Origin of the sequence: Lactonifactor sp. BIOML-A5, from assembly GCF_009677585.1 — a bacterium.
Taxonomy (GTDB): Bacteria; Bacillota; Clostridia; order Lachnospirales; family Lachnospiraceae; genus Lactonifactor.
The window spans coordinates 24,180-49,312 of record NZ_WKYV01000032.1 but is presented as its reverse complement, the minus strand read 5'-3'; the positions used below and the strand labels follow the sequence as shown (position 1 = coordinate 49,312).

Here is a 25,133-nt window from a genome sequence, read left to right as displayed (position 1 = left end):
GCACTGGCACCCCATCCCCTGGGGTGCCAGTGCCCTCCGGCCCGCCCTTCCATATCCTGACAGAGGATCACTTTATATTCATAGAAAGTGGGAGGGTAGAGTCGTATGTTAGAAGCTGCCACTTTTTTCATCTTTTATCCATTTTGTGAATGCAGCATCTTAGATTTTTTCTGAGCAAACAGGTGAGAGGGAGATTGTGTGGGGCTGGCCGCTGGAGGGATGGCTGTGTTCCGAGGACGATTCCGCAGGAGTGATTAGAGAGTCTTGGGCAAAACCGGGATTCCCGCAGGAGATTTTTTCGGCAGTCCAGGCCGAAAAAAAGTGAGAATGGACAGAGAATGCATCTAAAGCATTCTCTGCCCATACGAACGGTGCTCCGGAGGGAATGCCGGTTTTGTCTTAGACTCTCTTCGCGACGGAGGTGTCCCCGGAACACAGCCATCCCTCCAGCGGCCAGCCCCACACAATCTCCCTCTCATCGTCCGTCTGCGACAATCTCGGTTTTAACAGTCAAACCTCAAATCACAAAACAATATCCTCTAACTTCCTCTTCGGCACATAATGCACATCATTATCATCCCTATAATACTTTGTATTCCCATCGGTCACCTCGGTAATGATGACTGTCTCGTCAGGTTTGCCAAGGGCAACTACGAGCATGGGAATGAGGGATTCAGGGAGGCTGAGGGCGGCGGAAAGTTTTTCGGGGCTGAAGTTGCCGATCATGCATCCGCCCAGGCCTTTTTCAGCTGCGGCAAGAAGTATTGTCTGCGCAGTGATTCCCACATCTTTCTGGAACAGGGTCAGAGATTCGTGAATCTGAGTATCCTGACAGATGACAAGGTAAGCGGCCGGCTCTTTGCCGGGATGGGGGAGTTTGAGATGAGGGAGTGCGGCCGCCCATTTTACAAGGGGATGGATCCGGGCTACGGTGTCTTCCTGGTATGCCAGATAATATTTCAGGGGCTGAATGTTTACACTGGCCGGGGTGTATCGGGCGCAGTCCACCAGATCCAGCAGTTCTTCCTCTGTTATTTTCCTGGAGGGATCGTACCCGCGGTAGCTTCGGTTTTGCTTCACTAAATCTTTGAACATAAAATAGCCTCCTTCTTTTTATTTTCAGCATAAGACAAAGTTAAATATTTGTCAATGAACATAGAAAAATTGGAAATTTAACAGGAGAATAATCCGTCCGGATTGCACAAATACTATCTATGTGAGGTGATAGTATGATAGACAATGAAGAACTCCCCATCGGCTTTACCATGGAACTGGCCATGCATTCAGACGCTCTTGTGCGATTCTCAAATATGAATAAGGAAGAGCAGGAAAATATTATAGACGGGGCAAAACAGATAAAAAGCAGAAATGAAATGAGACATTACGTGGAGAATATATTTTAAATCTCCCAAACAGCCAATGAGAGAACAAAAAAGGTTCTTCCATTGGCTGTTTTTTATTGCATATAAGAAAGTTCTCCGGGAAGAGGAGCGCAGAGGCGGGATATTTATTTAACAAAAAAGAGAAAAAAGCTATAAAATGTGAAAAAATAATCAATAATGGAAAGCTATAAAAATATAGACAAAAATATTCTGTTAAATTCATTAAAATCTAATAAAATCACGAAAAATATCAAAATAAAATTGACAGGTTCAAGGACTGATGATATAGTGAAGGCAAATCAAAACTGGTTGGACCAGTAAACCAATTATACCAGTTAAAAGAAAGGAGGAGTATGGGGTTGGCAGTTAAGGTGGAGAAGGAAAGGTGCAAGGGATGCCAGTACTGTATCAAGGCATGTCCCAAGGATGCAGTTTCCCTGTCCGGCGAAAGAAACAGCCAGGGGATCGAGTACATAAGTGTAGACCTGGATAAATGTGTCGGATGCGGAACCTGCTATACGGTTTGCCCGGATTTGGTATTTACTATCAGTTAACGGAGGAGGTTAAAAGTATTGGGAAAGGTATTGATGAAAGGAAATGAGGCTCTGGCAGAGGCTGCCGTAAGAGCCGGATGCAGATTATACTGCGGGTATCCGATAACACCCCAGACAGAGTTAATGGAATATCTGTCGGGGCGCCTGCCGGAAGTTGGGGGACAGTTTGTGCAGGCAGAATCAGAGGTTTCGGCGATCTCTATGCTGTATGGGGCGGCAAGTACCGGCTATCGCGTGATTACGGCTTCATCGGGACCGGGATTCAGTCTGAAGCAGGAAGGGATTTCCTATATGGCATCCCAGAACCTGCCCGGAGTGATAGTGGATGTATGTCGTTATGGAAGCGGCCTGGGTCTTATCTGCCCGGGACAGGGAGATTATTTTCAGGCCACCAAAGGGGGCGGCCACGGAGATTACCGTCTGCCTGTGTACGCACCACATACGCTTCAGGAATGTGTGGATCTGGTGACACTGGCATTTGAAAAGGCGGAAGAGTATTTAACTCCGGTAATTCTTCTTACAGACGGAGCCCTGGGACAGATGATGGAAGGCGTGGAACTGCCTGAAATGCAGCCGGTGGATCCGGATAAGCCCTGGGCACTGAAAGGGAAAGGAGAGGGGGAGTACCGGTTCCTGATTACAGATGCCTACGGCGGGCCGGCCTATGACGAGGGACTGCGAAAAAAATACAAGCAGATAGAAGACAGAGAACAGAGATGGGAAGCCATAGAGACTGGGGATGCAGACATCATACTGGTTGCCTACGGAACATCAGCCAGAATCTGTAAGCGTGCGGTTAAAATGGGAAGGGCACAGGGGATCCGTCTGGGCCTGATCCGGCCGGTGACTCTGTGGCCGTTCCCTTTCCAGGCATTCAGGCAGGTGAGAGATACCGCACAGGCATTCCTTTCTGTGGAGATGAGCGCCATTGGCCAGATGGTAGAAGATGTGGCCCTTGCCGTGAAGGGCAAAGCACCGGTACATGTCTATACGGCCGGAATGGTTCCGCCGAAAGAACAGAGGATCCTGACCATGGCCAGGGAGATTCTGGATGGAAAATTAGAGGAGGTGTTCTGATGGGAAAGGAATATAAAGGGCCGGATTGCATCAAGGGATCATCCGGATACTGTGCAGGCTGCGGGCACGGCATTATCAACCGTCTCATCGGCGAGGTACTGGAAGAGATGGGACTGGAAAAAAAGACAATTATATCTCTGGCAGTAGGGTGCTCCTGCATCATGGGAGATTACGTAGAGGTAGATAAGATTCAGGCTCCCCACGGGAGGGCGCCGGCCACCGCAACAGGGATCAAGAGGATGCGGCCGGATAACCTGGTTCTGACGTACCAGGGGGACGGAGATATCGCTTCCATCGGCTGTGCGGAAATCATCCATGCAGCTGCCCGGAATGAGAAGATTACAACTATATTTGTCAATAACGGCGTATACGGAATGACAGGGGGCCAGATGGCGCCTACTACCCTTCCCAATCAGGTGACGGCCACCTCACCCAGAGGAAGAGATACCAGTCTTACTGGAATGCCTGTAAAACTGTCGGAGATGATTGCCGTGCTGCCGGTTGCCTATGTGGCCAGAGGCTCTGTACATAATCCGGCATCCATCAAAAAGACAAAAAGCTATATCAAAAAGGCAATCCAGGCACAGGTAGACAAAGAAGGCTTCTCTATGGTGGAGGTTCTGGCTCCCTGTCCCACCAACTGGCATCTGAGTCCTCTGGCATCCATGGAAAGAATCGAACAGGAAGTAATCCCCTACTACACACCGGGGGAACTGGTCAAAAAGGAGGGAGTCTGATATGCATGAGATTTTATTTGCCGGTTTTGGGGGACAGGGCGTTCTCGCAGCCGGAGTCATATTGGCCAATGCGGCGCTGCGGGCGGACCTGTACACGACCTGGCTGCCGGCCTACGGAGGAACCATGCGGGGAGGCACAGCCAACTGCTCGGTAAAGATAGCAGAGGAGGAGATCGCCAGTCCCTATATTGATGAACCGGATATTCTGGTGGTTTTTAACGAGCCGTCCCTGAAGAAATTTGAGTCCCAGGTGAAGCCGGGGGGATCTATCTTTGTAAACAGCTCTCTGATTCACAGGGAGGTGGAGCGGGACGACGTAACTGTGGTAAAGGCACCTGTCACTGAGCTGGCCGCCGCACTGGGAAATGCCAGGGCCGCCAATGTCTTTATGACGGGGGTACTTTTATCTCAGATTCCTCTGGTATCTGCTGAGGCCGCCTGCCTGTCCCTGGAAGAATACTTTAAGCCTAAGGGAGAAAAGATGATCGACTTTAATAAAAAGGCACTTCTGGAAGGATATAGACAGAAGGAGAAAGTGGAGGTGGACGTATGAATCTGAAAAGTCTTCTCCGCCCTGGTTCTGTAGCAGTTATCGGCGCCAGTGAAAAACTGGGGTTTGGGAGAGATGCCTCAGAGAATCTTATGAAGGGGGATCTGGGAGATCAGATCTATCTGGTAAATCCCAAAAGAGAGGAGATTCTGGGTAGGAAGTGCTACAAAAGCATTGCAGAAATTGGAAAGCCGGTGGAACTGGCGGTGATCTGTACGCCTATGTCAACAGTCAATGGGCTTTTGAGAGAGGCGGCTGCCTGCGGAACGAAGGCAGCGGTGGTCTATGCCAGCGGCTACAGTGAGGCAGGAGAAGAAGGAAAGGCGGCGCAAAAGGAACTGGCAGAGGTGGCGAAGGCCTGTGATCTGGCAGTGTGCGGACCGAACTGCGGAGGCTTTATCAATAACCGGGACGGAGTATTTGCCTTCGGGCTTTTAATGCCGGAGAGGCGAAAGGCGGGAAATATCGGGCTGGTTTCCCAGAGCGGACAGGTATGTTCTCTTCTGGCAAGTGTTCCGTATCTGAACTTTTCCTATGCCATATCCAGCGGCAACAATGCAGTGGCAGGGGTGGAGGATTATCTGGAATTTCTGGTGGAGGATGATGCTACAAAGGTAATCGCCGTATACCTGGAGGGAGTCAGACAACCGGAGCGGTTTGTGAGAATCCTGGGGGATGCGGCCAGGAAGAGGAAACCCATTATTGCCTTAAAAGTAGGCGCTTCGGAGAAGGCAAGGCAGACAACCACTGCCCACACAGGAAGCCTGGCCGGCTCCGACGGTACATTCAATGCACTCTTCAAAAAGTATGGGGTCATCCGTGTGGATGACATGGAGGATTTGGTAAATACCTGCCTGGTGTTTAGCACACTGGAAAAGCCTCTGAAGAACAAGAATCTGGCTATCATGAATGTCTCCGGAGGGGAGGCCGCCATATCAGCAGATGTGTCACAGCTGCAGGGGGCAAGCCTTGCCAATCTGTCGGAGGATACCCTGAGACAGATTAAGGAAATGCTTCCCGGGTACGCCACACCCAACAACCCTTTGGATATGACGGCAACCCTTGTATTTGAGATTAATAAATACAAATCCGCGGTGAAACTCATGATGGAAGATGAGAATGTAGGGGTAATAGCCATGGGACATAATCCTCCGGAAAAGATACCCGAGAGAGACCGGGAGGTTGACTTTGGCTTTGCAGCGGCTCTGGCAGAAATTAACCGGGAGACAGAAAAGCCCATTGTGATTCTGCCGGGTATGTCCAGAAAAAGAGATCCGGAATTGAGAGAGTTTTACGGAGAACATCATATTCCTATTCTGGACAGCCCGAAGTACGGTCTCAGCGCTCTGCGCCGTTATGGAGAATTCTGTATGTATTCCCCGGATGACCGGACGCTTATACCGGCGGTACCTCCACAGAACAGAGACACAAAGAGCTGTATTCTCTCAGAGCATGAAAGTAAACTTCTCCTTAAAGACAGCGGGATTCCGGTTCCGGATGAGATTGTTGTGACAGCTGCCGGCGAAATCCCCCGGGCGGCAGAAAAACTGGGATATCCTCTGGTAATGAAAATTGATTCTCCGGATATTCCTCATAAAACCGATATGGGAGGAGTAAAACTGGGAATCACAGATGAGAAAGAAGCCATTGCCGCTTTTGAAGAAATTATGACAAATGCACGGATCCATAAACCCCAGGCACGAATCCGGGGAGTGCTCATGCAGCAGATGCTTCCCAAAGGAACGGAGATGATCCTGGGAATTAACCGGGATCCTCAATTCGGGCCAATGGTGCTGGCCGGTCTGGGAGGAATCTATACAGAGGTATTTCAGGATGCTGCTCTCTATCCCGCGCCTTTGAATAGGAAGGAGGCAATGGAGATGATACAGTCGCTGAAATCCTATGCCATTCTGAAGGGGTACCGTGGGAGCCGTCCGCTGGATACAGAGGCACTGGCAGATATGATTGTAAAATTGGGGGACTTGGCCGTGGAACACTGCGGCGATCTGAAGGAGTTGGATATGAATCCGGTATTTCTCTATGAAAAGGGCGTGTATGCCGCGGACGCATTAATTGTGAAAGGGTAAAAAACAATTTGGGAGGTTTTGTATTATGAGAGATCCATATGTAGTAATTGAATGGTCTGACAGAAAAAGCGAGGCAAAGGGCTGGCTGGTGATTGACAGCATTCGGGATGAGTTCGCTGCCGGGGGGCTGCGGATGAATGTAACTGTAAACCGGGAAGAAGTGGAGCGCCTGGCACAGGTAATGTCTTACAAATATGTGGCAGCGGAAGCGGAGATTGGCGGTGCAAAGGGCGGTATCATCTACGATTATCACAAAGAGGATGCTCTGGAAGTTATGGAACGTTATCTGGAGGCAATGAAACCCTACCTGGAGAACGGCATTACCGTGGGAGCGGATCTGGGAACCAGGGCAGAGGATGTAAGAAGGATAAAGCAGAAACTGGGAATTCAGGAGAAGGAACCAAAAACTATCCGGGAGAATCCGGACTTGGCAGCCAGATCCCAGGAAGTCATTCCACAGATATTGAATGAGACCGTTGAGGGACTGGATATGGACCGGTTCGTAACCGGATACGGAGTGGCAGTGGCAGCTGACGAAGGATGGAAGCTGACCTGCGGGACTCCGGGTGCCACTGTGGCCATTCAGGGATTTGGAAGCGTGGGAGGAAGCGCTGCCCTGTGGCTGGAAAAGCTGGGATATAAAGTGGTTGCCATAGCAGATATTAAAGGGATGTACTACAATGAAGAGGGGCTGGACATCCGGGATTTGCTGGATGCCAGAAACAAACTGGGAGAAGTGGATTTGGATAAAATGAAGAGCCGATGCCAGGTGAGAGACCGTGATGCATGGCTGGATCTGGACGTGGATATACTTATTCCGGCCGCAGTGGAGGATGTGATCACCAGGGAGGCAGCTGAGACGCTGAAGGCAGGTCTGATTGTGGAGGGCGCCAATATTCCCACTACCCCGGAGGCAGATGAAGTAATCAAACAGAGGGGGATTCATCTGGTTCCTGACTTTATTGCCAACCTGGGTTCTGTGTGCTTCTTTAATTCCATAGAGAGCCGCAAATGTGAGCCTACCCCTCAGGGTGTTATGGACCGGCTGGAGGATGTGATAAGAAGAGATGTGCAGAAGACCTTCGCCTATGCGTCAGAGCATAAGATATATGCCAGAGACGCGGCATGGATTCTTTTTAAGCCGGAAATGTAAATGGAGAAAGCCCCTGATGCTGAAAGGAGTTAAATAGATGGAGAATAAAGGGAAAAAGATGAGTCCTCTGGACGTTACGTTAATGGCGGTAGGAGCCATTATCGGTGCTGGTGTGTTCAGTATGACCGGCGTAGCCGTTGGCGCGGCAGGGCCGGGGGTGCCTATAGCGTTTTTGATTGCAGGAGCTGCGGCTATGATGGTGTGTCTTCCCTTCATGGTTATCTCTTCTGCTATCCCGGTGAGAGGAGGGCAGTATCTATATGTGGCCCGTTTCCTCTCCCCGGTTCTGGGATTCCTGCTGGTCTGGAATCTGGTCTTTGAAATATTTTATGTGAGTGTGCTGGGAATTTCCGCGGGACAGTATCTGCCTAACATCATACCAGGTCTTTCCCCGCGGCTGGCAGGGACCATCGTAGTAATAGGGATTGTGACAGCCTGTTTGTTTAACATCCGTACCTCGGCTAAGATACAAAACTTTATGGTGATTCTGGTGCTCATTGCCCTGGGACTGTTTATTGTCCTGGGAATCCCCCACATCAAACATATCTCACTGCCGAAAATGGTTGCCGGCTCCAGTTTTTCAGGAATTATCCTGGCAGTCAGCTACGTGAGAAGTTCAGCGTACGGGGCCGTAGGAGTGGTGGATCTTGCCGGGGAAGTTGAACATCCCCAGAAGACAGTGCCAAGCGCCATTGCCACGTCTACCATAGGCGTTTCGGTTCTGTATGCAGTAGTTGCCTTTATCGCGGTAGGCGTAGTGCCCTGGGAGGAGATGATCCAACAACCTCTGTCTTACGCGGCTAAAAGTTATATGCCTGTGTGGATCTTCAGCTTCTTTGTGATCGGAGGCGCACTGTTTGCTATCCTGACAACACTACTTTCTATGATTATGTCCTACAGCCGTGCTATCTGGGCGGCGGCAGATGACGGCCTTTTTCCAAAATGGCTTCAGTCAACCAACCGTTTCGGAATTCCCTATAAAATCATCCTGATTATGGGAGCCATCGGCCTTCTGCCGGTTGTGCTGGATCTGCCCCTGGACTATGTGTTTGCCGTGATGAACGCTCCGGGCATGATGCTGGGCCTTCTTGCCACCGTGCCGGTGCTGATTGCCCCGAGAAAATTAGAGGGCAAGTTTGAACACGCATGGTTCAGGATGCCGAAATGGATCATCTGGACTCTGGTGCTGGGAAATATCGCGCTGACCCTTGTGCTCAGCTTCAGTCTGTTTACTACGTTGGATCTGAAAACGATTCTGGGGATTCTCCTGTTCTACGGAGGAGGGATTGTATACTTTTTCCTCAGGGTAAGCTTGCTGAAAAAGAGAGGGGTGGATCTTATAACTCAGATGAAAACCTATGATCCTTCCTGGCTGAAGGAGAACTAAGGGACTGCCGTTTCCGGATCTGTTTTAAGCCGGGAACGGCAGTATTGCCGTATCTGTTCCTGCCCAAAATAAATTGGAAGCTGTGCAAATGGGAGCCTGTTATGCTATAATAAAAACATTAATGTAAAATTTATTTTGAACGTTAGGGAGAAGGTATCATGAAACAACAGCATACGGCAGTCAAACCAGTGCATAAAGAATTGCTGCACGCGAAAATTGCAGATGCAATAATGGAATATATAAAAGTGAACCAGCTTTCGGAAGGTGATAAACTGCCATCCGAGCGTATTTTGGCGGAGCAGTTTGTCACCAGCCGGAATTCCGTGAGAGAGGCCCTCCGGGTGCTGGAGCGGGACAATATTATTGAAGTGCGGCCCGGGAGCGGCGCCTTTGTACGGGCCCATGAGGAGTCAGTCTCCTTTTATTTGAAGCTGTGGAAGGTAAATTATATTGAAATCCTGGAGATTTTGGAGATTCTGGAAGGGAATATGGTCAAAAAAATCTGCGGAAAACTCTCCCGGGAACAGATTCGTCCTCTGGAGGAATACCTGCAGCAGATGGAGCAAAACGCGGAGAAAACAGGTACATTTCTCCATGAAACGGATATATTATTCCACCAAACCATGAGAAGCTATTCCAAGAATCAGACGCTGATTCAGCTGATTGATGAACTGATTCAGTCGCTGCACTCCTATTGGAAGAACCTGAAAGGGGAGGATGCCCAATGGATCTCCACCCTGCCGTACCACCGGAAGCTGGTGGAGGCTATCAGGGACGGAGAACTGAGAGAGGCACAGGGTGCTTTGAAAAAAATCTGTGACATTGACAAGGATATTACGGAATATCTGCAGGAATCTAATGGAAAATAGCACAATGGAGGGGCTTTCTCTACAGCCGCTCCTTTTTTGCGTCTTCAGACAGGAACGGCATTTCTGAATATATCCTTAAGATTCCCCGGTCCCATTGACATCTCTCTTGTCCCCGTGCTATATTTCAAGTGTACTAATTAGAATAGTACACTTGATACACTTACTTGAAAAGAAAGAAGGAGCCTCTATGATAGTGATTGATTACCAGAATCGAAAACCAATCTACGAACAGATTGTAGAGCGGTTTGAGCTGTTGATTGTAAGGGGAATCCTGGAGCCGGATACGCAGATACCTTCGGTGCGTTCTCTGGCCATGGAATTGTCAATCAACCCGAATACCATTCAGAAGGCCTATGCTGTCCTGGAGCAGGAGGGGTTTATTTACGCTGTGAAAGGAAAGGGGAATTTTGTTTCCGGAGATAAGAAGCTGCTGATCGAACGGAGAAAGACGACGTTTTTCCTGGATTTGCGCAATCTTCTAAGAGAAGGGATGGACATGGGAGTGTCCAGAGACGAGTGCGTAAATGAGGTGGAGCATATATACGAGGAGGGGATATTGTGATACGGGCAGAAGGAATTCGGAAAACATTCGGCTGCAGAAAAGCCATTAATAATATTACGGTAACCATTCAGGAGGGAAATATTTTTGGACTGGTGGGCACCAACGGGGCGGGCAAAAGCACCTTCCTGCGCATCCTCAGCGGTGTACTAAAACCAGAGGCTGGTACCGTCACCATTGATGAACTGCCGGTATTTGAAAATGAGAAGGCCAAGGCAAAGATTTGCTTTCTGTCAGATACTGCCTACTTTTTTCCGGGGGCAACACCCAAATCCATGGCACATTATTACGGGATTGTCTATCCGGAATTTGATAAGAAAAGATTTGATGAACTGCTGAACAAATTCGGCATGGAGCAGGAAGCCAAGATCAATACCTTTTCCAAAGGGATGAAAAAGCAGGTTTCGGTGCTTCTGGGGATATGCACCAATACCCAGTACCTTTTCTGTGATGAGACCTTTGACGGGTTAGACCCGGTGATGCGTCAGGCGGTAAAGAGCATCTTTGCGTCTGAGATCCTGAACCGGAACTTTACCCCTGTGATTGCCTCCCACAATCTGAGAGAGCTGGAAGACATCTGTGACCACGTGGGACTGCTGCACCAGGGAGGAATTCTTTTGTCCAGGGATCTGGAGGATATGAAATTCCATATCCAGAAGATTCAGTGTGTTATCCAGAACCCGGTTCTGGAGGAGGAACTTCTGCGGGAACTGGATGTGATGCAGCATGAAAAGAGAGGGTCTCTTTTGACCATCATCGCCAGGGGAACCAAGGAGGAGATTATGGAGAGAGTAGATAGTAAGTATCCGGTGTTCGGAGAAGTGCTTCCTCTTTCTCTGGAGGAGATTTTTATCAGTGAAACGGAGGTAGCGGGATATGACATCAAAAATCTCATTTGCTAAATTATTAAGAGAAGATATGAAGCGCAGAAGCTGGCTGCTGGCTCTGTGTACCGTAGCGTTCTTTCTGCTGGGACCGGTGATCTGTCTGATGAATCTGGAAAGCCAGTTCAGAAGAGTGCGGCTGGATATGGGACAATACACGCTGAAAGATGTGAAAGAGTGGTTTCTGGGATTTGTGGGATTTAACAATGGACTCTTGATGGCTGCTGTCTGCATCTGCGCTGTGCTGTGCGCTGTTACCGGATATCAGTATCTTCATTCCAGAACGAAAGTGGATTTGTTTCACAGCATACCGGTAAAGAGGGAAAAGTTTTTCCTGGTACAGTACGTCTCAGGCATCCTGTTCTTCCTGATTCCGTATGTTCTCTGCATGGTGCTGTGTCTCCTTATCGGGGCCTTTCAGGGGGTGGTAACTGCCAGACATGTGCTGTACTGTACCGGAAGCATAGGACTGGGTATCCTGTATTTCCTCATGATTTACCATGTGGCCATACTGGCTATGATGCTCACCGGCAAGCTGCTGGTGGGGATTCTGGGGACTGCCGTATTCTGCGGGGCAGGTACGGCTCTAAGTATGCTGCAGACCAGGCTCTTCCAAAGCTTTTACGATACTTACTTTACCACGGTCAGTGAAACGGGTACGGCCATACGGTCAGCCCTGTCTCCCATAGAAGGATATTTCTATGCCGCGGGCCGCCTGGGAACTAAGGGAAAGTTTCCGGGAGTATTTTTATTGGCAGCGCTGATGATTGCCATTCTTTTGCTGGCGCTGGATCTCTGGCTGTATAAAAGAAGGGCTTCAGAGGCGGCAGAGTCTGCTATGGCATTCTCCAAGACAGAAGGGATTGTCAAGGTATGTATGATTGTGCCCGCCTCCCTCTGGGCAGGGCTTTTGATGGGCAGCTTCAACACCTATGACAGCAGTGTGAACATAGGGTGGTTTATCTTCGGGGTCCTGGTTTCCCTGATCCTCCTGCACACCATCGTGGAATTCATCTACCATATGGATTTCAGGGAGATCCTGAGAAAAAAATGGTCTCTGCTGGCAGCGGCAGTGCTGGCCTTTGGGTGTTCCGCAGTATTTTTCTTTGACCTTACAGGCTATGACAGCTACCTTCCCAGGGAGGACAAGATTGACGGAATGTCCGTCTATACCAGCAATTTCAACGGACGCTTCAGCTATCCCTATGATTCAGAGCTCAGCTACAATACGGGCAGTGAACAGAGAATACTGGATCAGGTTAAGGTAAAGGACTTCCAGATGATATATGATCTGGCACAGGAAGGGGTAAAGAATAAAAATCTGAGAAAAGAAGTATACGCCATGGAGGAGTCCCGCATTGCCGTGTCACGGGCAAAGCTGGGAGAAACAAGCAGCGAGGAACAGTACGATAATGTGTTTATTAAATATCACCTGAAAAGCGGCAGGGATGTTTACCGCAGGTATTTTGTAAAATATGAAAGCTCTGAGAAGTGTATAGAGCAGCTGTGCAATAATAAGGAGTATAAGGAAAGTCTCTTTCCGATTAATTATGTGAAGGAAGAAAATGTAACCAAGTGTACGCTGGCGGACCGGTACCAGAGAGAGACCATACTGAAGCTGACGGATGAAGAGAAGGCCAGACTGATCCGTACATTCCGGGAGGAACAAAACAATGCTTCCTACGAGACAATGACCCAGGGACCAATTGCAGGAGTATTGTCTATGGAGGTAAAGGAGGATGAGTACAGTACCTCCATGTACCAGTACAGCATCAGCCCGGGATACACGGATACCATAGCCCTTTTGCGGGAGTTCGGAAATGAAATGGACGAACAGTGGAAGCCTGAATATGCAGAGAGCATTCAGATTACCAATTACTATGAGTCTGGAACCAATACCCCGCCCACGGCCTCTTTCACAGAGAAAGAGGACATCGCAGAGATTCTGGGTGCATTGACCTGGGGAGGGGAATATGGTCCGGTGAAAGAGGGCACAGATTATTCTGTAGAAGTGGATGTAACCTGGAGTATTGACGGGGCCAGATCAAACGGAGTCTACTACTTTACAGAAGGAAAGATACCTGAGTGCGTGATCCGGGCATTTGAATAGCTTGGCTTTATTCTTCAAATTCAATATCCGGGAGGAGTTCAAAGTAAAAGTCCTGATATTCTTTGGCCAGCTCCCGGATAATCAATGACTGCAGGGCCTGGAATCTCCGTATGGAGACCAGGTCTTTTTCAAATGTGATATACACGCTGATCCAGAGCTTTCTTCCGGTGCGGACAATATCATAATAGAGCTGATGATAGCCGTGCTGTTCCAGAATGGGAGTGACGATCTGCTTCACAGACTCAACCGTTTCTTCCTCCGGCGCCAGCAAAAAGAGGTCTCTAAGACCGGTGATAATGGCCCGGATGGGAGTGGGCAGCATAAAAACTGACAGTACGATAGCAATCACCTGATCCAGATAGGGGGTAAAGGCCACAAACCAGTCAGCGGTCAGAAATGCAGGGAGAAAAAAGGCCAGGGACATTCCCAGGGATGCGCAGGCATCGATTTTCCACTCCTGGATTTCCATGTCTACCAGCCGTGAAGAGAGAGAACGGTTTCTTTTGTTGAGCAGGACGATTATGATTACGCTCAGTACTGTGGCAAACAGCTCAAAATAAGCGATTTGCCCGAATGCCACATGACGTCCTCCGTGAAGAGCGATCTCCACATTGTTCATAATGAGCCCGATGGTTACTGCCACCATCATAAAGCCCTTAATGACCACAAAAAGGGACTCAAGCTGAAGATATCCAAAGGGATGCTTTTCGTTGGAAGGACGGTAGAGCAGCGGGATCAGGCTGATGGAAATGAGGATCATAAAAAGCTCTACCCCGTCATACACCGCATCCAGCAATACCGCCTGGGAGCGGGTCACAAAGGCCATTATGACTTCCAGAGCCACAAAAAGAATCCCTCCGGTGAGGGAGATGTTCATCGCCCGTTTTTCTGTTTTTATTTGTCGTTTCGGAGCATGCATACTTTCACCTCTATTTTTTCCTTAAAATAATTATACAGGCTGGCAATTTTTACAGCAACCTTGTTTCTGCAAAAAAACAGATTGTACTATTGTACTAATACTAAAATATTAAAAATCTTGACAAATACATGCACTGTATTTACAATTATAAGTGACAACCTGAATAGCTTATGAAATATAAAAGGGGAATCCCTTTTATGGGAACAGGAGGAGAAAGTGATGAACAAAAAAGCGAAGGGCAAGGGACTGCTGCAGGTGCCAGGGATTATTCTGATTATCTTAGGGGCATTTACGCTGGTGAGCGGCGTAATATCTGTCTTTACGGCAAGGATGGCCGCATCGGACGGAGGAGCTCTGATTGAGAGTATGAATGCCATAGCCAAATCCCAGGGAATCAATTATACCTATACGGCACAGGGACTGATGGTTGCGGCCATTATGGCACTGGCCATCGGAGCCATATTCTTAGCAGGCGGTATCATCGGCGTGGCAAATTGCAACAAACCCCACAAAGCCCAGATATGCTTTATCACGGGAATTATCATGATTGTGGTAGTTCTTGCACAGGCTATTTATCAGGCCATGAACGGCAGCTTCGGAATTCTGGGTACTATTATAAACCTGATTCTGCCCGTCTTGTACCTGATAGGGGCAAATAAAAATAAGCAGATGCTGGAACTTTTGGAGACGACTTCTGCCGGCATCTCAGAGGAAGTACAGGAGTAAAAATATGAAGTTACCTGCATATGAGCACAAAGCGCAGTATTATGAGACGGATCAGATGGGGATCATTCACCACTCCAACTATATCCGGTGGTTTGAGGAAGCCAGGGTATCTTTGATGGAGCAGATGGGAGTAGGATATGACCGCATGGAGGCTGAGGGAATCATGAGCCCTGTGCTTGCGGTTACTTGTGAATACAAATCTATGACCAGATTCGGTGAAACCGTGGATATTCATACGGAGATTACAAAGTACGACGGAATCCGTCTGGAGCTCTCTTATGAAATTATGGATCATACCACCTGTGAGCTTCGGTGCAGAGCGAGCAGCAGACACTGTTTCATGGAAAAAGATGGAGGAAACCTGGTGTCTCTGAAAAAAAGCAGGCCAAAATTCCATACATTATTTATGAAGGCAATTGCAGAAGCAGAATAATGCCCCGGGGGTTACAGACCCCGGGGTGTTTTTTTGCCGTCAGACGGACGGCGGCAGCAAAGCAAATATATGCTATCTACTTGACAAGCTCCCGCCAGGTAGAGTAGAATTTATCATAGCAAAATAGTAGGAAAAGAATCCCGGCCGTACAAGTAAAAACAGCCGGGGGAGGTAAGAAATGAAGATATCAGCGAAAGGAAGATATGCTCTGCGTCTGATGATTGATCTGGCAGAGCATAACAGCGGAGAGTATATTCCTCTGAAGGAGATCTCCAGGCGTCAGGAGATTTCCGTCAAATATCTGGAGCAGATTGTTGTAATCCTTGGCAAGGCCGGTTATCTGCGAAGCACCAGAGGGCCTCAGGGGGGATATATGCTGGCAAAGGATCCCGGACAATATACGGCGGGAGATATCCTTCGGCTTATCGAGGGAAAACTGGCACCAGTTGCCTGTCTGGAAGATGAGACAAACCAATGCCTCAGACAGGAAACGTGTGCAACTCTTAAATTCTGGGAGGGTCTGTACCGGGTAATCAACGAGTACGTGGATTCTGTGACGCTGCAGGAACTGGCAGAGGAGCATAGGAAGTCGGGGGCATTGGATTTTATAATATAATAGAGTACGGAGTGTAAGCAAAGTGAAATTGTATCTTGATTTTGACAAAAAAAAGGAATTATGCAGTTTGGGAAAAGCGCTGTCCTCAGAGGTGAGGATAGAGATCCTGAAACTGCTGGAACAGCAGTCTCTCAATGTAAATGAGATTGCTGAAAAGCTGGAGATTCCCGCATCCTCCGCGGCGATGAACGTAAGAGTTCTGGAGGAAGCCGGGTTGATTCGCACAGAGCTTAGACCGGGGGTAAGAGGCTCCATGAAAATCTGCAGTAAGCAGTGCGGAGAAGTGAAGATCCTGCTGAAGGAGACCGGTACGGACGCACAGGTAGAGGTGATTAGCATGCCTGTGGGCAATTATGTGGACTACGAAGTATCCCCCACCTGCGGGATGGTAAATGACACGGACTATATTGACGGGGAGGATGAGCCCAGGTGCTTTTATAATCCTCTGCGCACCACAGCCCAGCTGATTTGGTTCGGGGCAGGATACGTAGAGTACCGTTTTTCCAACGCGGGAGTGCAGAAAAAGGAACTGAAGATGGCGGAGCTGTCAGTGGAGCTGTGTTCAGAGACGGCAGATTATGATCTGGACTGTCCTTCGGACATTACCCTATGGCTGAACGGCATTGATGCGGGAACTTATAACTGTCCCAGTGACTTTGGAGGGAGAAGGGGAAAGCTGAATCCGGATTGGTGGGAGGACAAAAATACTCAGTTTGGTGTTCTGAAAACCTGGAGGATCGATGAGACGGGAACCTATCTGGACGATGTAAAGGTCAGTGACTGCAGCATTGAAGAGTACAGGATGACAGAGACTCCTTATATCTCTGTGAGGATAGGTATAAAAAAAGAGGCAGAGCATATCGGAGGGGTTAATATTTTCGGCAGCCATTACGGAGATCACCCCCAGGATATCCTTTTAAAACTGCACTACTAAACACAGGAAATTTCGTTATTTTCACGGCACGGTTTTGCTTTACTTTTCAATCTCATATGGTATAATTGGGTTGAAAAGAACAAGAAAAGTGTTTTAAAACAATATAATTATTCTGTAATAAGAGAAAGGAATGGGACTATGCAGGAAAAACTGATGGAGAAATTCAAGGAGCTATACCAGGACGGAGGGGACATCCGCACCTATTTTTCACCGGGGAGAGTAAATCTTATCGGGGAACATACGGATTATAACGGAGGTCATGTATTTCCCTGCGCTCTTACCATTGGAACCTACGGGATTGCCAGAATGCGTGAAGACAGGAAGCTGCGCTTCTACTCTATGAACTTTGAAGCTCTGGGCGTTGTGGAAAGCAGCCTGGAGGATCTGGTGTATCAGGAAGAGGCAAACTGGACCAACTTTCCCAAGGGGGTGATCTGGGCTTTCCGGGAACACGGGTATGAGGTTCCAAAGGGTATGGATCTCCTTCTTTTCGGCAATATTCCCAACGGTTCCGGCCTTTCTTCCTCCGCGTCTGTGGAGGTTCTCACGGGTGTGATTTTAAAAGATATGTTTGGGTTTGAGGATGTGAGTATGGTTGACATTGCCCTGTACGGACAGTATGGAGAGAATAAATTCAATGGGATGAACTGCGGGATTATGGATCAGTTTGCCATCGCTATGGGCAAGAAGGATCACGCTATCTTTCTGGATACCAGCACACTGAACTACGAGTATGCCCCAATCAGGCTGGAGGATGCCAAGATTGTGATTGCGGCCAGCAATAAAAAGAGAAGGCTTACAGATTCCAAATACAATGAGCGCCGAAGCGAATGCGAAACTGCCCTGGCCCAGATTCAGGAGGTGGCAGATATCCAGTCTCTGGGAGAACTGGATGAGGTTCAGTTCGAAAAAGTAAAAGGCGCAGTCTTTGATCCTGTGAAGGCAAAGAGAGCAAAGCATGCGGTCTGTGAAAATCAGAGGACGGTGAGGGCTGTGGAAGCCTTAAAGTCCAATGATCTGGAGACCTTCGGGGAGCTGATGAATGAGTCCCATATATCCCTGAGGGATGATTATGAGGTTACCGGTCCGGAGCTGGATACATTGGTGGAAGCAGCCTGGCAGCAGCCCGGAGTTATCGGATCCCGCATGACAGGGGCTGGGTTCGGCGGCTGTACCGTAAGCATCGTGAAAAATGAGGCAGTGGATGCGTTTATTGAAAATGTGGGGAGCATATATCAAGAAAAGATAGGCTATGGGGCTGATTTTTATGTGGTAGAGATCGGTGAGGGAGCCCGCAGATTATCTTAATGGGGAAAGGTGAGAGAATGAGTCTGAATCAGAATATAAAAAGGTTAGTACAGTACGGTATTGAGACAGGAATTCTTCCGGCCTGCGAGAAGATATATGCGGCCAATCTTCTACTGGATTTGTTCCGTGAGGACGAATATCAGGAGCCGGAGGAAGACTGCAGCGGGGCAGACCTGGAAGAGATCCTGGGAGCTCTTCTGGATGAGGCAGTAAAGCGGGGAATCATCGAGGACAGCATCGGATACCGGGATCTCTTTGACACGAAGATTATGAACTGTCTGCTGCCCAGGCCGGCGCAGGTACAGGCAGAGTTTTTTGAAAAATATGAGGATTCTCCGGAAGCTGCCACAGAGTATTTTTATAAATTCAGCCAGGACAGTGATTATATCCGGAGATACCGAATCAAAAAGGATCGGAAATGGAAGGTGGAGAGTCCATACGGCCAGATTGATATTACCATCAATCTTTCAAAGCCGGAAAAGGATCCAAAGGCCATTGCCGCTGCGCTGAATGCCAGACAGAGCGCTTACCCCAAATGCCAGCTGTGTGCGGAAAACGAAGGATATGCGGGGAGACTGAATCACCCTGCAAGGGAGAACCACAGAATCATACCGATTACCATAAACGGCAGCCGGTGGGGGTTACAGTATTCCCCTTACGTTTATTACAACGAACACTGTATCGTATTTAACTTTGCACATATTCCCATGAAGATAGACAGATCTGCTTTTGTAAAGCTGTTTGACTTTGTGAAGCTCTTCCCCCACTATTTTCTGGGATCCAATGCGGATCTTCCCATTGTAGGGGGATCTATCCTGAGTCATGACCATTTCCAGGGAGGACACTACACCTTTGCCATGGCAAAAGCCCCTATAGAACGGCGGGTGACGATTCCGGGATATGAGGATGTGGAGGCAGGTATTGTAAAATGGCCCTTGTCGGTGCTTCGGATCCGCTGTGAGGATGAAAAACGGCTGATTGATCTGGCTTCCCACATATTGGAGATCTGGAGAGGATATACAGATGAGGCTGCATTTGTCTATGCCGAGACAGGCGGAGTCCCCCATAACACCATCACGCCTATAGCAAGAAAGGTGGGGAATCTGTTTGAATTGGATCTGACCCTCAGAAATAATATCACCACAGATGAGCATCCCCTTGGAGTGTATCATCCCCATGCCCAGTACCACCACATCAAGAAGGAGAACATCGGCCTTATTGAAGTTATGGGACTGGCGGTTCTCCCGGCAAGGCTGAAAGGGGAGATGGAGCTTCTGGCGGGATACATACTGGAGGGAAGAGATCCCGCGGAGCATGAGGACTTAGAGAAACATGCAGCGTGGGTAAAGGAATTCCTTCCCCGATATGAGTCTGTAACGGAGGATAATGTGATGGAGATCCTTCAGGAAGAAATCGGACAGGTATTTGTAAAGGTACTGGAGGATGCAGGGGTTTACAAGTGCACTCCAAAGGGCCGGGAAGCGTTTATGCGGTTTATAGAGACACTGTAGCCAGGCCGTACAGATTCACAATATCCTGATTTCTGCATAGAATGAAAGGACCATATGTGAATCAAAAGGAAACGAGTATGCGCCAATCCAGAAATTATATGTTCAGCGATGTCCTTCTTGGCACTCCGGATGCGGTTGCCAAGGTAAAGGGAGATGAAAACCACAGAGGCCTGGTGGGATATGTGTATTTTTACGGAAGTGCCGGTGGCTCCCTGGTACTGGCCGAGATCGAGGGCCTGCCCTATGAAGATCAGAGATGTCCCAATGGAATCTTTGGATTTCATATTCACGAGGGTCATTCCTGCTCAGGAACCCCTGAGGATCCCTTTGCAGACACGAAAAACCACTGGAATCCGGAGGGGTGTGAGCATCCGGAGCATGCGGGGGATATGCCCTCTCTGTTCGGGAACCGGGGATTTGCCTGGATGATGTTCTATACGGATCGGTTTTATCCGGAGGAGGTTGTGGGCAAGACCGTTGTGATACATGACATGCCGGATGATTTCCGTACTCAGCCCTCGGGAGATTCCGGGATGAAGATTGCGTGCGGAGAAATTATTTAATTAACTGTGGAATCCCATTGGAAATAAAAGCCAAAAGCTGCCTGGAAAGTATCGGAACTGCCAGGAGAGCTTTTGGCTTTTGGTTTATCGGTAACCCAAAAGCATGGAATGCTACCCAAAGGCAGTACAATCCTATAATGGGAGATGCTATGATTGATAGAGAATAATTTTTTACTAGCAAAGGAGAAAAGGGTATGAGGATGAAAAAAGGGATTGCGTCCGTATTGGCAGTTGTGTGCAGTTTAAGTATTACTGCGACAGTTTTTGCAGGTACTGGGGAAACTGTTCCTGTTCAGTCTGAAATTACTGAGAAGGCAGAGCAAAAGGACCAGGAAAAAGAGAAGCAGAATACAGAAGGGAATACTGTAAAAAAAGAGGAAAGTACTGCGAAACCCGGACAAAAGGAGAACAAGGAGAAAGATAAAGGAAAAACCCCGGATAAAAGCAAAACAGAGGATAAATCTTCAGAGGAAACAGGTAAAAAGGAGGAAGGCGTACCAGGGGATAGCAAGAACGATGAAACAAATACAGAAGATATAAAAAAGAATGAGAAAACAGACGAGGAAAAGAAAAAAGAGTCTGTAAAGGAAACAGAAAATGAGAAAAAACTGCCGGACAGCACCCAGTCAGAAGAAAAAGCAAATGTCCCGGCAGCAAAAGGTATAGCGGCTATGCCTAAGGCTGTGCCGGCGAATGTGGATGTTCCTCAGGCAAAAGCAGGAAACAGTAATACGGAAATATTAACGAGTATGACTTCCGGGTTAAGCTGGGCAGGGAGCGGTACAAAGGACGATCCCAAGTCCCCCATTTACCCGAATGAATATTATAAGAGAACAAGCAGGAACGTGCTGGTCGTTCAGGCAGTAGACAGCGGTGCTAAAGTAAATGATCAGGATCAGCAGATTTCTCTTCCCCTGTCTTATGGGACAAATATCTGTGAATTCTATGTCCGGGCTTCTGACGGGACAACGGTGGCCTATTATTCCATGGAAGTGTACAGAAATAAAGCCGGCCAGAATGACTGGCCAAGGGATCTGGGGGTTGAAGCACCCAGTGCACCCGGGGCATCGGACGGCAAGATTCTTTATCTGAAGAGCGATGTTTTGTATGATTACAGAATAGCAAAAGGGGAGTGGAAATCTGTACCGGCGGGAAGCACGGAGATCCCCAATCTGGCTTCAGGATCTTATGAGGTAAGATTTGCTGAGACAGATACCCAGCAGGCCGGTTATAATGTGGCAAGGGTATATATTTACGAGAGAGAAGAGTATAACATTAGTGTGGATGACGGACTTCCGGATGAAATAAAAAATTCCATTGAGATACCGGACAAGGCAGCCTACGGCTCTTCCGTAACCTTGAAGATACCGTTTACATCCCGGAAGCTGGTGACTGAAGTCGGATATAAGATAACAGCCGGAGGCACTTTTGGAGGAACCCTCACAGGATTTGACTATTTTGAAGGGAATACGTATGTGCTGGTATTTACCATGCCGAAAAACAACGTACATATAGACGAGATTATTGTGGACGAGGCAGGAAACTGGCATACCATAACCAAACAAGATGGCGGGGTATACCGATTTATACAGATGGACGCTACCGTGCAGACCCCCGGGGACATGATGACAAAAAAGGATGTAAAATATTTCAGACACGGTACCCAGGCAGAGATTTCACTGACCTCATACTCAGATCCCCAGTCTTATGAGGTAACCTCTTTTGAGGTCAAAGACAGTAAGGGCAATGTGGTGGCACGGTCTGCTGACGGAAGCAAAATTTCTGTGACTGCAGAGGATGATCTGACAGTCGTCCCCGGAATCACAGTGCATTATGCAGATCTGACAGAACTCAATAAGCTTCTGGCGCAGGCGCCCACCCAGGAGGAATTGAGTCTGTATACAGACGACACGGCTAAGGAGATGGCGGATTGTCTGGCTCTTGTGCCTAATATGTCAGATGTACTGGTCTCCAGTCAATGGCTGGTGGATGACTTTGCAGCGAGGGTACAGAAGGCATTGAATGCTCTTGTTTACAGAGATGTGGATTATACGAAGCTTCAGGAAAGCCTGGACCGTATTCCGAAAGACACAGGAGATTTTACGGAAGAAACTGTAAATAAAATGAACAAGCTGGCTGAAGAGGCGAGAGACGCCATTGGCAGTAAGTGGGATATCCGCCGGCAGGGCGATGTGGACAATCTGACGGAGGCATTAAACGCCGCAATTGATGGCTTGACCATGCGTCCGGTGGATTACAGCAAAGTGGAGGCAGCAAAAAAGAAGGTACCGAAGGACTTGAGTGTTTATACGGATGATTCCGTGAAGAAGCTTAGAAAGGCACTGGATGCTGTTGTGGAAGGCCTTGACTTTACCCATCAGGAAGAGGTGGACAAGATGGCGGCGGATATAGAGACTGCTGTCAAAGCGCTGGTCAAAAAGAAAGCAGAAGATCCAAATAAAAAGAAACCTGTTACGGAACCCAAAAAAGATACAAAATCTGATGATAAGAAAAATACAAAAAGCCCCAAGACAAAGGATGAGGCCCCTGTTCTTCCTCTGACGATCCTGTGCGCAGGCACTGGTCTGGCGGCACTTATCATCAGACGCAGGAGAAAGAGCAAAAAGGCATAAAGAAGAGGTTTTATTCCATCCAATATGTGATATAATGTGCATGAGCGAGGTAGCAATGTTGTTATAAATGATACTAAAGGATGGAAGATGTATGGAAGTAAAACGTGTAGATGATTCTTTGACAGAGCAGACGTATCTGCTGATGCCAAAGCACAGCAATGGATATGGAAGGCTGTTTGGAGGAAAGCTGGTAGAGTGGATCGATGAGATGGCGGGGATTGTATCCCGCCGCCACTGCCAGACAGAGACCACTACAGCCTGTATTGACAATCTGAACTTTAAGGCCAGCGCCAAGACAGGGGATATGCTGGTGCTTCGGGGAAAGATGACGTATGTGGGAAGAACCTCCATGGAGGTCCGGGTGGATACCTATGTGGAGGATTTAAACGGACTTCGGAAGATGATTAACCGGGCATATCTTGTTATGGTGTCTGTGGACGAGAACAATAACCCTATACCGGTTCCAGGCCTTGTAATCGAGACAGAGTCTCAGAAGGCTGAGTGGGAGAGCGGTATGAAGCGTTACGCACTCAGAAAGCAGAGAAGAAAAGAAGGATATTAATATTGAATTTATGCCGGAGGCTGAAACAGGGCAAGGTCCGGAGGAAAAAAGGAAGCATATACAAAGAAGAGAAACAGGGCAGCCAGGAGAGCGCAGGAGATCCACTCTCCCCTCTCTGTTCCTTTTCTCTGGAACGGGGAGTTCGTAAGCAGGCGCAGACTGAGAAAACAGGAAAGCCCTGCAGAGATGAGAAATACGGCAATGTCGGCTGCCAGATAGTTTTTGCCCAGGATACCTGTATAGGTATAAAAAAGAATTGGGATGGCGCATAGTCCGGCAAGGAGACTTAACAGGTGCGCGGTGAAAAAGCGTGGATATGTGTTTCTGAGCAGAAGTCTTTCTACAAAAAGAAAGACGAGATAAGGGAAAAATAACAGCTTCAGATGCTCCCAGGTGGATTCATTAACTGGTGAGATAAAGGCAGCCAGGGGGTTTTGGCCTGAATATTCGTATAAAAAGTGCAGAAGGCTTCCCGCTGCGGCCACAAACAGAAAGCCGGCCCAGTGAAGATACTTGATTTTCCGGTGCATAGGTCTCTCCTCTTTCCTCAAAATAATACAGAGCTAAGTGAACAATAAAAGGTTCTACCTGATAATTTATGCAGTTTTTTGGGCTTTATCCTAAAAAACAGCAAAGGACAGGTGGAACTTTTTTCTATTACAGGGTATACTTAAGGGAAAAGAGTGCCAAAAGGAGAGTGTCAGAATGAATCCAGCATATAAAAAGCTTATGAAATGTTATGACTGTTTTCAGAAGAAAATAAATTTTAAGCCCCGGGCAGCACTGGTTCTGGGCTCTGGGCTGGGAGATTACGCGGAAACGATTCAAATTGCAGATACACTGGACTACAAAGAGATAGAAGGATTTCCGGTCTCCACAATTCCGGGACACAGAGGCAGGTTTGTCTTTGGATATGTGGGAGAGGTGCCTGTAGTGATTATGCAGGGAAGAGTCCACTATTATGAAGGATATCCCATTGAGGATGTGGTGCTGCCGGTCCGTCTGATGAAGCTTATGGGGGCAGAACTTCTGTTTCTCACCAATGCGGCAGGGGGTGTCAATTCTGGGTTTCAGGCAGGAGATTTTATGATGATCACAGATCACATCTCAAATTTTGTTCCCTCCCCGCTGATAGGGGAAAATATCCCCGAGCTTGGGGAGCGGTTCAGTGATATGAGCCAGGTATATGACAGGGAGCTTCAGGAAATCATAGAACATACGGCGGCAGAACAGCAGATCCCACTGCAGAAAGGCGTGTACATCCAGCTTACAGGCCCTAATTTTGAGACCCCTCACGAGGTGAAAATGTGCCGGATTCTGGGAGCGGATGCTGTAGGAATGAGCACTGCCTGCGAGGCCATGGCGGCTAACCATATGGGCATGAAAATCTGCGGGATTTCCTGCATTACCAATCTGGGATGCGGGATGACGGACCAGCCTCTCAGCCATCTGGAGGTCCAGGAAATCGCGGACAAGGCTGCCCCCATGTTTAAAAAGCTGGTTACGGAAAGTATTTTGGCTATGAATAAAATTTTGTAGAAGAAAAGAGTGTATCAGAAAATAAAACCAGACAGATTAT

Annotated in this window: 26 protein-coding genes; 23 read left to right on the top strand and 3 right to left on the bottom strand. The window is 48.2% G+C overall.

Going from position 1 to position 25,133, the window contains the following annotated elements; all coding sequences use genetic code 11:
• Window positions 1-522 precede the first annotated feature (522 nt).
• Window positions 523-1,095: a nitroreductase family protein gene (locus GKG41_RS19670; protein ID WP_154261538.1), complete on the bottom strand. Its 573-nt coding sequence runs from the start codon at window positions 1,093-1,095 to the stop codon at window positions 523-525.
• Window positions 1,096-1,229: 134 nt separating this feature from the next.
• On the opposite strand from GKG41_RS19670, the gene GKG41_RS23215 reads away from it, so the two are divergent.
• The 12 genes from GKG41_RS23215 to GKG41_RS19615 all read left to right on the top strand — a co-directional run bounded on the left by GKG41_RS23215 (window position 1,230) and on the right by GKG41_RS19615 (window position 13,349).
• Window positions 1,230-1,403 (top strand): hypothetical protein, encoded by a 174-nt coding sequence (locus GKG41_RS23215; protein ID WP_173015661.1) that lies wholly within the window; start codon window positions 1,230-1,232, stop codon window positions 1,401-1,403.
• 338 nt (window positions 1,404-1,741) lie between these two features.
• The gene (locus tag GKG41_RS19665; RefSeq protein ID WP_226903571.1) at window positions 1,742-1,936 is read left to right on the top strand and encodes a 4Fe-4S binding protein; all 195 of its coding nucleotides are present in this window, start codon (window positions 1,742-1,744) and stop codon (window positions 1,934-1,936) included.
• Window positions 1,937-1,954: 18 nt separating this feature from the next.
• Complete coding sequence (gene vorB, locus GKG41_RS19660; protein WP_226903570.1) at window positions 1,955-3,013, top strand: 3-methyl-2-oxobutanoate dehydrogenase subunit VorB; 1,059 nt, start codon at window positions 1,955-1,957, stop codon at window positions 3,011-3,013.
• Window positions 3,013-3,750: a thiamine pyrophosphate-dependent enzyme gene (locus GKG41_RS19655; protein WP_154261536.1), complete on the top strand. Its 738-nt coding sequence runs from the start codon at window positions 3,013-3,015 to the stop codon at window positions 3,748-3,750. Before vorB ends, GKG41_RS19655 begins: the two co-directional genes overlap by 1 nt.
• 1 nt (window position 3,751) lies before the next feature.
• Entirely contained in the window at window positions 3,752-4,303 is a 552-nt protein-coding gene (locus tag GKG41_RS19650; RefSeq protein ID WP_154261535.1) for a 2-oxoacid:acceptor oxidoreductase family protein, read from the top strand.
• Window positions 4,300-6,387 (top strand): acetate--CoA ligase family protein, encoded by a 2,088-nt coding sequence (locus tag GKG41_RS19645; protein ID WP_154261534.1) that lies wholly within the window; start codon window positions 4,300-4,302, stop codon window positions 6,385-6,387. Before GKG41_RS19650 ends, GKG41_RS19645 begins: the two co-directional genes overlap by 4 nt.
• Before the next feature lie 25 nt (window positions 6,388-6,412).
• Complete coding sequence (locus GKG41_RS19640) at window positions 6,413-7,540, top strand: Glu/Leu/Phe/Val dehydrogenase dimerization domain-containing protein (RefSeq protein ID WP_154261533.1); 1,128 nt, start codon at window positions 6,413-6,415, stop codon at window positions 7,538-7,540.
• Between the two features lie 37 nt (window positions 7,541-7,577).
• A complete protein-coding gene (locus tag GKG41_RS19635) occupies window positions 7,578-8,927 on the top strand; it encodes an APC family permease (RefSeq protein ID WP_154261532.1) in 1,350 nt (449 codons plus the stop codon).
• Between the two features lie 158 nt (window positions 8,928-9,085).
• On the top strand, window positions 9,086-9,796 hold the full coding sequence (locus tag GKG41_RS19630; protein ID WP_154261531.1) for an FCD domain-containing protein: 711 nt from the start codon (window positions 9,086-9,088) through the stop codon (window positions 9,794-9,796).
• A 187-nt stretch (window positions 9,797-9,983) separates the two neighbouring features.
• Window positions 9,984-10,358 carry a GntR family transcriptional regulator gene (locus GKG41_RS19625; protein ID WP_154261530.1) on the top strand — a complete coding sequence of 125 codons (375 nt, stop codon included), beginning with the start codon at window positions 9,984-9,986 and terminating at the stop codon, window positions 10,356-10,358.
• Window positions 10,355-11,257, top strand: a complete 903-nt coding sequence (locus GKG41_RS19620; protein WP_226903569.1) for an ABC transporter ATP-binding protein — start codon at window positions 10,355-10,357, stop codon at window positions 11,255-11,257. Before GKG41_RS19625 ends, GKG41_RS19620 begins: the two co-directional genes overlap by 4 nt.
• The gene (locus tag GKG41_RS19615; RefSeq protein WP_154261529.1) at window positions 11,232-13,349 is read left to right on the top strand and encodes a DUF6449 domain-containing protein; all 2,118 of its coding nucleotides are present in this window, start codon (window positions 11,232-11,234) and stop codon (window positions 13,347-13,349) included. Before GKG41_RS19620 ends, GKG41_RS19615 begins: the two co-directional genes overlap by 26 nt.
• A 7-nt stretch (window positions 13,350-13,356) precedes the next feature.
• On the opposite strand, the gene GKG41_RS19610 is transcribed toward GKG41_RS19615, so the two are convergent.
• The gene (locus tag GKG41_RS19610) at window positions 13,357-14,268 is read right to left on the bottom strand and encodes a cation transporter (RefSeq protein WP_154261528.1); all 912 of its coding nucleotides are present in this window, start codon (window positions 14,266-14,268) and stop codon (window positions 13,357-13,359) included.
• A 219-nt stretch (window positions 14,269-14,487) separates the two neighbouring features.
• Between GKG41_RS19610 and GKG41_RS19605 the strand changes: the two genes are divergently transcribed.
• From GKG41_RS19605 to GKG41_RS19560, 10 genes are all read left to right on the top strand, one after another.
• A complete protein-coding gene (locus tag GKG41_RS19605; protein ID WP_154261527.1) occupies window positions 14,488-14,994 on the top strand; it encodes a hypothetical protein in 507 nt (168 codons plus the stop codon).
• Between the two features lie 4 nt (window positions 14,995-14,998).
• On the top strand, window positions 14,999-15,427 hold the full coding sequence (locus GKG41_RS19600) for an acyl-CoA thioesterase (RefSeq protein WP_154261526.1): 429 nt from the start codon (window positions 14,999-15,001) through the stop codon (window positions 15,425-15,427).
• Between the two features lie 178 nt (window positions 15,428-15,605).
• A complete protein-coding gene (locus GKG41_RS19595) occupies window positions 15,606-16,043 on the top strand; it encodes an Rrf2 family transcriptional regulator (RefSeq protein ID WP_154261525.1) in 438 nt (145 codons plus the stop codon).
• 22 nt (window positions 16,044-16,065) lie between these two features.
• Window positions 16,066-16,977, top strand: coding sequence for a helix-turn-helix domain-containing protein (locus tag GKG41_RS19590; RefSeq protein WP_226903568.1), 912 nt, complete (start codon window positions 16,066-16,068; stop codon window positions 16,975-16,977).
• 138 nt (window positions 16,978-17,115) lie between these two features.
• Window positions 17,116-18,285 carry a galactokinase gene (locus tag GKG41_RS19585; RefSeq protein ID WP_154261524.1) on the top strand — a complete coding sequence of 390 codons (1,170 nt, stop codon included), beginning with the start codon at window positions 17,116-17,118 and terminating at the stop codon, window positions 18,283-18,285.
• 17 nt (window positions 18,286-18,302) lie between these two features.
• A complete protein-coding gene (locus GKG41_RS19580) occupies window positions 18,303-19,796 on the top strand; it encodes a UDP-glucose--hexose-1-phosphate uridylyltransferase (RefSeq protein ID WP_154261523.1) in 1,494 nt (497 codons plus the stop codon).
• 77 nt (window positions 19,797-19,873) lie between these two features.
• Entirely contained in the window at window positions 19,874-20,359 is a 486-nt protein-coding gene (locus GKG41_RS19575; RefSeq protein WP_226903567.1) for a superoxide dismutase family protein, read from the top strand.
• Complete coding sequence (locus GKG41_RS19570) at window positions 20,341-20,526, top strand: hypothetical protein (protein WP_154261522.1); 186 nt, start codon at window positions 20,341-20,343, stop codon at window positions 20,524-20,526. The genes GKG41_RS19575 and GKG41_RS19570 overlap by 19 nt, the downstream gene beginning before the upstream one ends.
• Window positions 20,527-20,553: 27 nt before the next feature.
• Window positions 20,554-22,992 carry a hypothetical protein gene (locus GKG41_RS19565; RefSeq protein ID WP_154261521.1) on the top strand — a complete coding sequence of 813 codons (2,439 nt, stop codon included), beginning with the start codon at window positions 20,554-20,556 and terminating at the stop codon, window positions 22,990-22,992.
• A gap of 91 nt (window positions 22,993-23,083) precedes the next feature.
• Window positions 23,084-23,554, top strand: a complete 471-nt coding sequence (locus tag GKG41_RS19560) for an acyl-CoA thioesterase (RefSeq protein ID WP_154261520.1) — start codon at window positions 23,084-23,086, stop codon at window positions 23,552-23,554.
• A gap of 8 nt (window positions 23,555-23,562) precedes the next feature.
• Here GKG41_RS19560 and GKG41_RS19555 read toward each other — a convergent pair whose 3' ends face one another.
• Entirely contained in the window at window positions 23,563-24,084 is a 522-nt protein-coding gene (locus GKG41_RS19555; protein ID WP_154261519.1) for a DUF6512 family protein, read from the bottom strand.
• 175 nt (window positions 24,085-24,259) lie between these two features.
• Between GKG41_RS19555 and GKG41_RS19550 the strand changes: the two genes are divergently transcribed.
• Window positions 24,260-25,093, top strand: coding sequence for a purine-nucleoside phosphorylase (locus tag GKG41_RS19550; RefSeq protein ID WP_154261518.1), 834 nt, complete (start codon window positions 24,260-24,262; stop codon window positions 25,091-25,093).
• Window positions 25,094-25,133 lie beyond the last annotated feature (40 nt).